The organism is Mycobacterium sp. (assembly GCF_051006775.1).
GTDB lineage: Bacteria > Actinomycetota > Actinomycetes > Mycobacteriales > Mycobacteriaceae > Mycobacterium.
On record NZ_JBPCSX010000179.1, the window covers coordinates 1 to 10,030 of the forward strand.

Consider the following 10,030-nt stretch of genomic DNA (forward strand, 5'->3'; position numbering starts at 1 on the left):
GTGGTGTCGCCGGGTGAGGGGGTGACTGATGCAGGTCGGGCTGATCGTCGCCATCGGCTTTGCGCTCGCATTCGCCCTGACCAACGGCTTCCACGACGCGTCCAATGCGATCGCCACCCTGGTGGCCACTCGCGGAGCCACGCCGGGGCAGGCGGTGCTGCTCTCGGGGGTCTTCAATATGGCCGGCGCGGTCTTCCTCGGAACAGCGGTGGCCGACACCATCGGCAAGATCGTCACTGTCCCGCAGAGCCAGATGGTCGCCGTCGTCGGGGCGGGTCTGGCCGGTGCGACGGCCTGGAATCTGCTCACCTGGTGGTTGGGGCTTCCGTCATCGTCGGGTCACAGCCTGGTCGGAGGACTGGTCGGTGCGGCGGTCGCCGACGGAGTCCTCTCCGGGCACGGCGGATTGCAGTCGGTGCAGTGGGGCGGCCTCGAGGGCTGGCATCCCACCGGAGTATTCGGTGTCCTCATCGCGCTGTTCATCTCCCCGCCACTGGGATTCGCGTTGGCCTTCCTTCTGTTGCGCTTCCTGCGGCTGATCTCCCGACGATGGACGACCCGGTGGAACGGTCCGATCCGCGGCGGGGGATGGGTGGCCGCGGCAGGCTTGTCCTTCAGCCACGGCGGTAACGACGCCCAGAAGTCCATGGGTGTGATCGCGGTCCTGCTGTTGGCGGCGGGCCAGACCGACAGTATGTCGGTGCCACTCTGGGCGAAGATCGCCACCGGACTCGCGCTCACCATGGGCACCGCACTCGGTGGCTGGCGCATCGTCAGGACGATCGGCCGACGCATCTTCAGCCTCACCCCGATCGATTCCTTCACCAGCCAGACCTCGTCAACGGCGGTGATCCTGGGAGCCTCGCTGATCGGCGCGCCGGTGAGCACGACGCACGTGGTGGCATCGTCGGTCGTCGGCATCGGTGCGGGCCGGCGGCGCTGGCAGCACGTCCGCTGGCAGATCGTGCGCGAGATGGGCATCGCCTGGCTGACAACGATTCCGGCGGCCGCCGCGTTGGCGATCGTCGTCCTTCTCGGATGGAGAGCACTGATATGAGTCCTGGGATTGGCAGAAGCATCGTCAAAGGCGCCCGCTGGTTCCTCCCGGAAAGCCCCGACGTCATCGGGATGTTGAAATCCCAGGCCGATATCACCGCCCGCGGGATGGTGGCATTCGCCGCCTGGGCAGCCGGCGACGCGGCGAAGGCCGATGATGTCCGGGCTGCCGAACACGAATGCGATCAGGTTCGCCGGCGCCTCGTCAACGCTGTCAGCGAGGCCTTCACCACCCCGCTGGAACCCGAGGATTTGTTTCAGCTATCCCGCGATCTGGACAAGGTGATCAACGGCGCCAAGAACACCGTGCGCGAGGCCGAGGCGATGGAGGTGCCGCCGGACCGGGCGACCGGGGAGATGGCGGTTCTGCTGTCCGAAGGTGTCGAGCATCTGCGCACCGCGTTCAGCTTCCTCGACGGCAGCGGCAAGACCGTCGAGCCGGCGACCGAGGCCGCCGACGCCGCGGTGAAGTCCCAGCGCAGTCTTGAGCGCGTCTACCGCCAAGCCGTCGGCGAGTTGCTGGACTTCACCGACATCCGCATCGTCACCGCACGGCGCGAGTTCTATCGCAGGATCTCAGCGATCTCCGACGATATCGTCCTGGTCGCCGACCGGATCTGGTACTCCCGGGTCAAGGAGTCCTGAGCCCGGTTCCTATCACTGCGGCGCTCCTACACTTGAGGTGTGACGCAGGACCCTGGTTCAGGCGCGGGCTGTCCGGTCAGCGGTAATGGTTATGACGCGGTGCCGCTGGGACCGGCGTCGCTGACCTGGAAACTGTTCGGCGACTGGCGCGGTGTGCTGCAGGGGCCGTGGGCCGGCTCGATGCAGAACATGCACCCCCAACTGGGCGCGGCCGTCAAAGACCATTCGATCTTCTTCACCGAGCGGCTTCCCCGATTGTTCCGGTCGCTGTACCCGATCGGCGGGGTGGTCTTCGATGGCGACCGCGCACCGCAGACCGGGGCCGAGGTGCGCGACTACCACCTCGGGATCACCGGCGTCGACGAGAAGGGCCGCCGTTACAGCGCGCTGAATCCGGACGTCTTCTACTGGGCCCACGCGACGTTCTTCATGGGCACCGTGCTGACGGCCGAGCATTTCGGGGACGGACTGACCGAGGACCAGAAGCGCCAGCTGTTCGACGAGCACGTGCAGTGGTACCGGATGTACGGGATGAGCATGCGCCCGGTTCCGAAAACCTGGGCGGATTTCCAGGTCTACTGGGATCGCATGTGCCGGGAGGTGCTGGAGAACACCTGGGCGGCGCGCGCGGTGCTCGACCTGTCCACGATGCCGAAGCACCCGTCGCTGCAGTGGATCCCGGACTGGCTGTGGGCGCGCCAGCTCAAGGTGCTGGAGCCGTTTGTGGTGTGGGTGACCGTCGGGCTGTATGACCAACCGGTGCGGGACTTGATGGGCTACTCGTGGTCCGGGCGCGACGCGCGGCTGCACAGGATGTTCGGCCGCGCGGTGAACGCGGTGTTCACGGTGGTGCCGCGCCGGCGCCGGATGCACCCGCGGGCAAGGGCCGGATGGGACCGTGCCCAAGGCCGCACTCCAACCGGCGCACCGCTGGTGCACACCCCGCCGCGCAACCTGCCCCCGGTACAGGCTCGGAGTAACGGCATGCACTACTCGCCCCCTCCGCCGAGCAGGTTGACCACTCGGGGACAATGAAGACATGTCCGTGCCCCGTCGCGTACTCGAGGAAGACGAGCTCAAGCCGTATCAGGCCGAACTATTGAAGCTGCAGCGCTATCTGGAAACAGAGAACCGCCGCATGATCGTGCTCTTCGAAGGCCGCGACGCGGCCGGCAAGGGCGGCACCATCCGCCGGGTCACCCGATACATGAATGAGAAGCACTACCGTGTCGTGGCGCTGGGCCGGCCCACCGAGGAGCAGCGCAGCCAGTGGTACTTCCAGCGTTACGTGGCGCAGTTCCCGACCGGCGGCGAGATGGTGCTGTTCGATCGCTCCTGGTACAACCGGGCGATGGTGGAGCCGGTCTTCGGCTTCTGCACCGATGAGGAGTACCGGAATTTCCTCAAGGGTGTGGTGGGCTTCGAGAAGGATCTGGTTCGTCAGGGCACCGTCCTGGTGAAGCTCTATTTCAGTGTCACCAAGGAGGAGCAGGCCCGCCGGTTTGAGCGCCGCCGCGACGATCCTCTTCGGCAGTGGAAGCTGAGCGAGATCGACGTGCAGGCGCAGGAGCACTGGGACGATTTCACCGCGGCGAAGTACCAGATGCTGCGCCGCACCAGCACCCCCGACGCACCGTGGACCATCATCCGCTCGGAGGACAAGCACAGGGCTCGGCTCAACGCGATCAAAGTGATCCTCGACGCGGTGCCCTACACCGGCCGGGCCGTGGATATCGACTTCGTGCCGGACCCCGAGGTAGTCGTTCCCGGCGCCCATGAGCTGTCCCTGATGGAGGCTGACCGGATCCGCAGCGGAAAGTTCAGCGAGTAACGGCCATGGCCCCCAACATTTCCCGGCGCGACGCGCTCAAGTACGCCGTTGTGGCGGGATCGGCCGCAATCGGCGTGACGGCCGGCGCCCCGAGGGCGGTCGCCGCCCCGGGTATGCGGCTCATCGACTTCGCCACCCGCCAGGTGTCGCCGGAGCAGATCAAGGCCGCCGGATATGACGGTGCGCTGGTCTACGTGTCCGAACTGAGGCCGGGCGCCACCTTCGACTTCAAACCGGTCACCCGGGAGTTCACCGATGGGATGCGGGCCAACGGCCTGCACGTGGTGAGCATCTACCAGTACGGAAAGCCCGGGTGGGTCAACAGCCCGTCGGATTTCACCCGCGGGTTCGACGGCGGGGTGGCCGATGCGCAGACCGCGCTGCGACTGCACGGTTCAGCCGGCGGACCGGACACTGCTCCGATCTACTTCAGTGTCGACGAACCCATCGATTACGGCACCTGGAAAAACGTTGCCCTGCAGTGGTTCCGCGGTCTCAACTCGGTGCTGGGTGTCGAGCGCACCGGTATCTACGGTGGCGTTCGCGAGTTGGGGTGGGCCATTGCCGACGGTGTCGTCGGGCACTCCACCACGCCGGGCTATCGCTGGGCCTGGCAGACCAAAGCATGGTCGGCCGGCAAGCTCGAACCTGCGGCCGTGCTCTATCAGATGGAGGTCGTCACCGCCTCTGACCCGGGGGCGCTGATCGATGGCGTCAGTGTGGACGTGGACCAGGTCTTCGCTGCCGACTTCGGCCAGTGGGATCTGCCCCGATGATCGACCTGCGACTGGGGGGACTCGCTGTCGCGCTCGGACTGGGTGCGGCGGCACTGTGGGGCAGCGGGTCGGCGGCAGCGGCACCGGATGCGACAGCTCCGGATCCGCAAAACGTCTCGCGCGCATCCCGATCCCATGCGCAGCAACATGTTTCGCCAACCCGACAGATCAAGCGCAGAGCCGCAGCAACCGGGAGATCCACCGTTACCGCGGATGCATCAACGGTGGGACCGGGGGTGTCGGTGCGGTTGCCGCAGTTACCCGTGACCACGGGCGCGTCGTTCACCATCTCGACCGACGCCATCGCGGCCGTCGCATCCGACTACATCGCGTCCGGAGGCGATGCGAGCGACAGCGCCCGCTTCTTCTTCGGCGACCTCGCAGTCGCGAGCCTGCAGGCCCTCGCCGGCCCTGACATCGCACCGGATCAGGTGCGCACACAGCTCGGCAACCTGGCGGTGTCCGGCTACTTCGGTGGTATCTGGCTGCGGGACAACCTGCGTGACAACCCAACTGCCGCTCCCGCGCCGAGTGCCGATCCCCCCGCCGTCGACCTCACGGTGTCTGCGATCGGCATCCGGCTGTTCGACACGCTTGCGGCCGGCCTTACCGGCGCGGCGGCAACCGCAAACCCATGGATCGTGACGACCGTCGCCCATGCCTCGGTTCCGGTGCTGCTGGCACTGTACGGCTACAACCGTGGGTACCTCGACGTCATCCTGCAGAACCCACCCGCCGGAGTCCCGTCGATGCAGAACTCGCTGTCCTGCCGGGGGTTCCTCGACTGCTCCTCGAGCGCCTTCCCGCTGCAGATCGCCACCGCCTATGACACCGCGCTGACCAACTTGGCCGAACCGCCCAACCTTGCCTGGCTGGGGATGGCGGCCTGGGCCACACTGCTCGAGAGCGCCACCGGCGCAGGACGATTCGTGTGGGAGGCCATCGCGCGGGCAGGTGCCTTCTCGCCGAACTCCTATGCGGCGCTGGTCGAACTGAGCTCGGACTACCTCATGGTCAGCAAGGCCGCAGTGCTATCGAGCATGATCGGAGCAGCCGACGGCAACGCCGGCATCGCCGCTGCCGCACTGCGCCTGCAGGCCGGTCTGTGGATGTGGTCGGGGGCCTACTTCGCCGGCCTTGCATCCAATGCGCCGGCCGGAACCCTGCCGACCATCGTCACGGCGTAGGCCGCGCCCTAGGGCTGGGCCGACAGAAACAGGAACGTGGCCAGCAGCACCAGGTGCACGACGCCCTGCAGGGCCAGGGCGCGACCCTCGGCCAGGGTGAGCGCCGAGACGATCACCGACAGGGTCAGCAGCACGATCTGCATGGGTTCCAGACCCAGCGTGAGTGGTCCGGGCAGCCAGATCATGGCCAGCGCGATCACCGGAATGGTCAGCCCGATCGACGCCATCGCCGAGCCGTAGGCCAGGTTGAGACTGATCTGCACCCGATCTCTCTTGGCGTGGTTGAGCGCCGCGATACTCTCCGGCGCCAGCACCATCAGTGCTATCACCACACCGACCACAGCGTACGGGAGCCCCAGTGCGGTGACCGTGTGCTCGATGGTGGGCGAGAGCAGCTTGGCCAGACCGACCACCGCGATGAGCGCGGCCATCAGCAGGCCCAGACTCAGGGCGGCCTCCCGGGCAGGCGGCGGATCCGAGTGGCCGTCGCCGTCCTCATCGGGCACCTTCTCGGGGACGAAGAAGTCGCGGTGTCGCACAGTCTGGGTGACCACGAAAGCCACATACAGGGTCAGCGACGCGATCCCGGCGAACGCCAGTTGCGAGGTGGAGTATTGCAATCCGGCGGCGCTGACGGTGAATCCCGGCAGCACGAGGGTGACCCCGGCCAGTGTCACCACGGTCGCCAGCGCCGAACCGGAGCCGGCGGCGTTGAACGTCACCACCCGCCCGTGCCAGGCGCCGGCGACCAGGCTGAGACCCACGATCCCGTTGAGTGTGATCATCACAGCGGCGAACACGGTGTTACGGGCATAGGTGGACGCGCCCGGCCCGCCGCCGGACATCAGCATCACGATCAGACCGACTTCGATGATGGTCACCGCCACCGCCAGCACCAGTGAGCCGGCCGGTTCCCCGACCCGGTGCGCGACAACCTCCGCGTGGTGCACCGCGGCGATCACCGCACCGATCAGACATATTGCGATGATCGCCAGCGCTACCGGATTGCTGTGATGAGACCAGGTGGCGGCGAGCACAGCAAGTGCCAGTAGCGGCATGGTGACTGTCGACCTCAGCAGTCCACGCGCGGCGGTCATCTCCATCTCGCAACCCTTTCACGTCGGTTAACATCAGTCCGCACGTATTAGCCGCATTCGGGAAGGACTTAGTCATGTTGGTCCGTAGCGCCGCTGTTGTACTGGGCGGAATCGGTGTTGCCGCAACTGCGGTCGCCGCGCCCGCGCTGGCAGATCCCATCATCATCCCGACCGCCGGCTCAGAGTCGGCCGCTGCCACCATCGGTGATCTCGATGACCTCGGCTTCGACGTGCAGATCAACTACGAGAACGGCGTACCGAACGTTTCGCTGTCGCAATGCACGGTGACCGATATCAACACCGTCGGCAGCGCCGGCAGCCAGCCGATCGCCACCATCACGATCAACTGCCCGAAGTAGCGGGGCGTTTTCGTTCAGCCGGCTGGAGTGTCCAGCGGGAAGGGCGGTACCGGCGGCGGGATGTCGGCGGGTGCATCGGGTGGCACGTAGAACTGTTCCAGCCCGGGCGGGAGGTTGGTACCCGGCGGCGGAGCGGTCCCCGGAAGGGCCTGTCCCAGTTCGGATCTCGGAACCCGGCCGAGGCTGCCGTGGAGCATCGCGTGGAGCCCCTTCAAGGCGTCGACACGCGCGAACGGACCGGGCGGCACATCCGTCTGCAGCACGTAAGGGGACGCCTCGTCGCCTGACGGCATCCGGAAGTTGTGCGCATAGAGCGAACTGACCGACGCCAGTGGGTCCACCGGCGGGGTACCGGTCAGCCCCACACCTTGATTAGCCATCGCAAGTGGATTAGCGGACATCGCCGGACTTGCCGCTGCCGGGGCGTCTGCCGCCGGGGCACCTGCCGCCGCTGCACCTGCCGCCGGGGCACCCGCCGCCTCAGGGGCCACTAGTCCGGCCAGTATTGCGACCGGATTGTCCTTGGTCTGGGTTGAGACGGCCGCAAAGGGATCGACGGGCACCGGCGGCCCCTCGACCGGTGCACCGACGCCGGGATCCGGCGCCGGTTCGGTATCAGCCGACGCGGAGCCCACGCCCAGTGCCAACGCTGCGGCGATTACCAGCCCGTAGGCGGGGACTATCCGGCCGGCGCCCACGATGATCAGAAGACCTTCGTGACGCCGTAGTAGGCGACGATGTCATCGTCGTCGGTGTTAGAGCTGGTGAATATCGCGTAGGACCGCAGCGAAGATGCTCCGACGCAGTTGTCGATCTTGATGTGGATGTCCCGGACGGTGACCCGGACCGATGTGCCCTTGAAGGTCTTCTTGTCGACCGTGACGTTGGTGACTGTTCCGGGTCGCGGCTCGACCTCGAACTGTCCCGCGGCCTGGATGGCGATGGACGGCGGCAGAATGACGCCCGCTCCGCCGAAGTTGGTGTTGCCCAGGACGCCGGTCAGCGCTCCGTTGAGCTTGACCTTGTCCATCTCGACGCCGCAACCGATCTGGTAGCCGACCTCCAGCGTCCCGCCGGCCACCGTGCCGGTGGTGTTTCCGGTGAAGGTGCCGCCGACCATCCAGTCGCGGGCTGACAGCGACGTTGTCAGCGGCTGTACCGGAAGTTGGGTCTCGTCCTTGGCGGCCACCGTGATGGTGCGGCCGTCGAGGGTCTTGGCGATCCCCGGCACCTCGGAGGCCACCGCACCGGTGTCGATCGGGGGAGCCGGGGGCGTGGCATTGGACACCGGCACGACCTCGGCCGCCCCGGGCGGGGGTGGCGGCACCGCGGGATCAGCCAGCGCGATCGGAGCGGCGCCCAGGGCTATGACGATGCCGGCGGCCGCTGCGGCCAGTCGATGCGACATGGGGGTGGAGGACCTTTCGTCGGAAGGAGTCGGATGCTGGCTGGATGCCATCGGGCGAAGGTCCATCAGATGGCCCGCGTGACGCCGAGGTAGGTGACGACGTCGTCGGTGTTCTCGGTGGCGCTGGTGAAGGTCGCGTACGAGCGAATGAAGGACTGGCCGGCGCAACCGTCGACCTTGATGCGGTACCCGGAGACGTTCACGTGCGCCTTGGTGCCCTTGAACGACTTCTTGCCCACCGTAACGATATTCACCGAGCCCGGCTTGAGGTCGATCTTGATCTGCTCGCCCAGCTGTGCGCCGAGCACCAGGGGGAAGATCGAGCCGCCGACGAAGGGGATGGAGATGCCCCAGATACCCGTTGCGGTCGTGATTGACTCGATGTCGTCCTGGGTGATGCCGCAGCCGATCTGGTACCCGGCCTCCAGCGTGCCGCCGGACAGCTTGGTCTTGCCGCCGCCGGTGACCGTGCCCTCGAAGCTGCCGTCCACCAGGTATTCGCGAGACCAGGGTGAGTTGGTCAGGGATGCAACCGGTTCCAGCGACTCATTGGTGGCCCGCACCGCCAACACCCACCCGTCCGGTGTGGTGAGGGTGCCCGGCGACGCCGAGGCGATCGGTGCGTTGGGAGCCGCGGGCACGGGCGCAGGCACGGTGTTGGCTGCGGGGGCCACGCTCGGATCGGCCGGGTCTGCCAGAACCTGGGGTGCTGTCGCGGTCGCTGCCAGCAGGCAGGCACCCAGCAAGGCGGTAAGGCGGAGCTTCATCGGCGTCGGCGACCTCTCGGTAAGAAATGAGTTCGTGATCATCGCGGGATCATTCTGTGTCCTGCGCGGGCATCATATTTAACTGCTCAGATTGCCGAATACGAAACGTACGGTTAATTGTGGGTGCCGTCATGACGTCCAACCTGCGTTGGGCTGATCGCATCCGGTCTGAGCGGCCTTGCGGGTCATATTCGGCAGGTAATCTCGGTCGGTGCCGGCCACCTGTACGGCCGTGACGAAAGCGGGAGACAACGATGTATCGCCTACGAGCGGCTATCGGTGGTGCGGCACTACTGGTCGCGTTATCCGGCGCGGGCCCGGCCCACGCCGATCCGTCCGGACCTGCCGACCCCGGTATTCCGGCTCCGGCTGATCCGGCCGCGGCAGCCATCGACCCACCGGTCGACGCGCTGATTCCTCCCGGCCCGGGTTCGGGCAATCCGGTCTCCGACGCCTGCAAGCAGTTCACTGCGGCTCTCAACGTGGCGGCCACTAATTACGAGGATTTCGCCTACGCGAGCGCCGGCAACGGCAACGTGGTGAACTACCAGGACCCGGTGGTCGACCGCGCCAATCAGGTAGGGCGGGTGGGGTTGCGGGTGGCTGCGGGTGCGGTGATGGACGCCTCCCGCACCCCTGGTCTGCCGCCGGAGGTGGCCGACCCGATGCAGTCCTGGTCGATGCACGCCACCAAGCTGATGATCATCATGGGCCTGCGCGGCGGCGGGGATTCGCTCAATTCCGCGGCGACTGATCTCAACACCGATGCGAACAACGTTCAGACCGCCTGTGCGGTCGCCATGAGCCGAGGGTGAGCAGTCGGCGCCACGAGCCGAAGGTGAGCAATCAGTAGGAGCCTTAAAATCCCGCTGATGAGAGTCGGCCCCCCACGCCGGCCGGGGGG

The 10,030-nt window shown here is 66.8% G+C and carries 12 protein-coding genes; 8 read left to right on the plus strand and 4 right to left on the minus strand.

What is annotated here, in order from left to right; genetic code table 11:
• Positions 1-28 precede the first annotated feature (28 nt).
• Genes ACR2JI_RS13210 through ACR2JI_RS13235 form a run of 6 tightly spaced genes read left to right on the plus strand, consistent with a single transcriptional unit; the run spans position 29 to position 5,495 of the window.
• Positions 29-1,057 carry an inorganic phosphate transporter gene (locus tag ACR2JI_RS13210; RefSeq protein WP_526390630.1) on the plus strand — a complete coding sequence of 343 codons (1,029 nt, stop codon included), beginning with the start codon at positions 29-31 and terminating at the stop codon, positions 1,055-1,057.
• Complete coding sequence (locus tag ACR2JI_RS13215) at positions 1,054-1,701, plus strand: DUF47 domain-containing protein (RefSeq protein ID WP_526390632.1); 648 nt, start codon at positions 1,054-1,056, stop codon at positions 1,699-1,701. Before ACR2JI_RS13210 ends, ACR2JI_RS13215 begins: the two co-directional genes overlap by 4 nt.
• 39 nt (positions 1,702-1,740) lie before the next feature.
• The gene (locus ACR2JI_RS13220; RefSeq protein WP_526390634.1) at positions 1,741-2,736 is read left to right on the plus strand and encodes an oxygenase MpaB family protein; all 996 of its coding nucleotides are present in this window, start codon (positions 1,741-1,743) and stop codon (positions 2,734-2,736) included.
• Between the two features lie 4 nt (positions 2,737-2,740).
• A complete protein-coding gene (ppk2, locus tag ACR2JI_RS13225; RefSeq protein WP_526390636.1) occupies positions 2,741-3,532 on the plus strand; it encodes a polyphosphate kinase 2 in 792 nt (263 codons plus the stop codon).
• 5 nt (positions 3,533-3,537) lie between these two features.
• On the plus strand, positions 3,538-4,308 hold the full coding sequence (locus tag ACR2JI_RS13230; RefSeq protein ID WP_526390638.1) for a glycoside hydrolase domain-containing protein: 771 nt from the start codon (positions 3,538-3,540) through the stop codon (positions 4,306-4,308).
• A complete protein-coding gene (locus ACR2JI_RS13235; protein WP_526390640.1) occupies positions 4,305-5,495 on the plus strand; it encodes a hypothetical protein in 1,191 nt (396 codons plus the stop codon). The genes ACR2JI_RS13230 and ACR2JI_RS13235 overlap by 4 nt, the downstream gene beginning before the upstream one ends.
• An 8-nt stretch (positions 5,496-5,503) precedes the next feature.
• Here ACR2JI_RS13235 and ACR2JI_RS13240 read toward each other — a convergent pair whose 3' ends face one another.
• A complete protein-coding gene (locus ACR2JI_RS13240) occupies positions 5,504-6,598 on the minus strand; it encodes a calcium:cation antiporter (RefSeq protein ID WP_526390642.1) in 1,095 nt (364 codons plus the stop codon).
• 68 nt (positions 6,599-6,666) lie between these two features.
• Here ACR2JI_RS13240 and ACR2JI_RS13245 point away from each other — a divergent pair, with 68 nt between their 5' ends.
• The gene (locus ACR2JI_RS13245) at positions 6,667-6,951 is read left to right on the plus strand and encodes a hypothetical protein (protein WP_526390644.1); all 285 of its coding nucleotides are present in this window, start codon (positions 6,667-6,669) and stop codon (positions 6,949-6,951) included.
• A gap of 14 nt (positions 6,952-6,965) precedes the next feature.
• Here ACR2JI_RS13245 and ACR2JI_RS13250 read toward each other — a convergent pair whose 3' ends face one another.
• The 3 genes from ACR2JI_RS13250 to ACR2JI_RS13260 all read right to left on the minus strand — a co-directional run bounded on the left by ACR2JI_RS13250 (position 6,966) and on the right by ACR2JI_RS13260 (position 9,126).
• Positions 6,966-7,649 (minus strand): hypothetical protein, encoded by a 684-nt coding sequence (locus tag ACR2JI_RS13250; RefSeq protein WP_526390646.1) that lies wholly within the window; start codon positions 7,647-7,649, stop codon positions 6,966-6,968.
• Positions 7,650-7,654: 5 nt separating this feature from the next.
• Entirely contained in the window at positions 7,655-8,359 is a 705-nt protein-coding gene (locus tag ACR2JI_RS13255; protein ID WP_526390648.1) for an MspA family porin, read from the minus strand.
• Positions 8,360-8,424: 65 nt separating this feature from the next.
• The gene (locus ACR2JI_RS13260; RefSeq protein ID WP_526390650.1) at positions 8,425-9,126 is read right to left on the minus strand and encodes an MspA family porin; all 702 of its coding nucleotides are present in this window, start codon (positions 9,124-9,126) and stop codon (positions 8,425-8,427) included.
• A 254-nt stretch (positions 9,127-9,380) separates the two neighbouring features.
• Between ACR2JI_RS13260 and ACR2JI_RS13265 the strand changes: the two genes are divergently transcribed.
• Positions 9,381-9,941: an Rv2240c family protein gene (locus tag ACR2JI_RS13265; RefSeq protein WP_526390652.1), complete on the plus strand. Its 561-nt coding sequence runs from the start codon at positions 9,381-9,383 to the stop codon at positions 9,939-9,941.
• Positions 9,942-10,030 lie beyond the last annotated feature (89 nt).